Origin of the sequence: Staphylococcus rostri, from assembly GCF_002902145.1 — a bacterium.
Taxonomy (GTDB): domain Bacteria; phylum Bacillota; class Bacilli; order Staphylococcales; family Staphylococcaceae; genus Staphylococcus; species Staphylococcus rostri.
Genome location: NZ_PPRF01000127.1, coordinates 1 through 438, shown reverse-complemented (window position 1 = coordinate 438; position 438 = coordinate 1). Strand labels below are relative to the sequence as shown.

At 42.7% G+C, this 438-nt stretch carries 1 protein-coding gene; it reads left to right on the top strand.

Features of this window, described 5'->3' with window-relative positions; all coding sequences use genetic code 11:
• On the top strand, positions 1-438 hold a 438-nt coding region (locus CD122_RS11330), incomplete at both ends, for an SdrD B-like domain-containing protein (RefSeq protein WP_206167772.1).

The following is a 438-nucleotide window of genomic DNA, read 5'->3' as shown; positions in this document are numbered from 1 at the left end:
ATTCAGTGAGTGACTCAAGCAGCGATTCAATCTCAGATTCAGTGAGTGACTCAAGCAGCGATTCAATTTCAGATTCAGTGAGTGACTCAAGCAGTGATTCATTATCTGATTCAACTACACCAAGTGAAGTATTATATGATCTAGGAGATAAAGTCTGGTATGATGCAGATAAAGACGGTATCCAGGATGCGAACGAGTCAGGAATCGAAGGTGTTACAGTAACATTAACGAAACCAGACGGTACAACAGTAACGACAACAACAGACGCGAACGGTAACTACATCTTCACAGATTTACCGAACGGCGACTACGTTGTAACGTTCGAAACACCGGACGGCTATAACGGTCCAACAGTAGTCAACACAGGTGATGACGCATTAGATTCAGATGGTCAAGTTGTAAACGTAACAATTCAAGACGCAGATGACATGACAATCG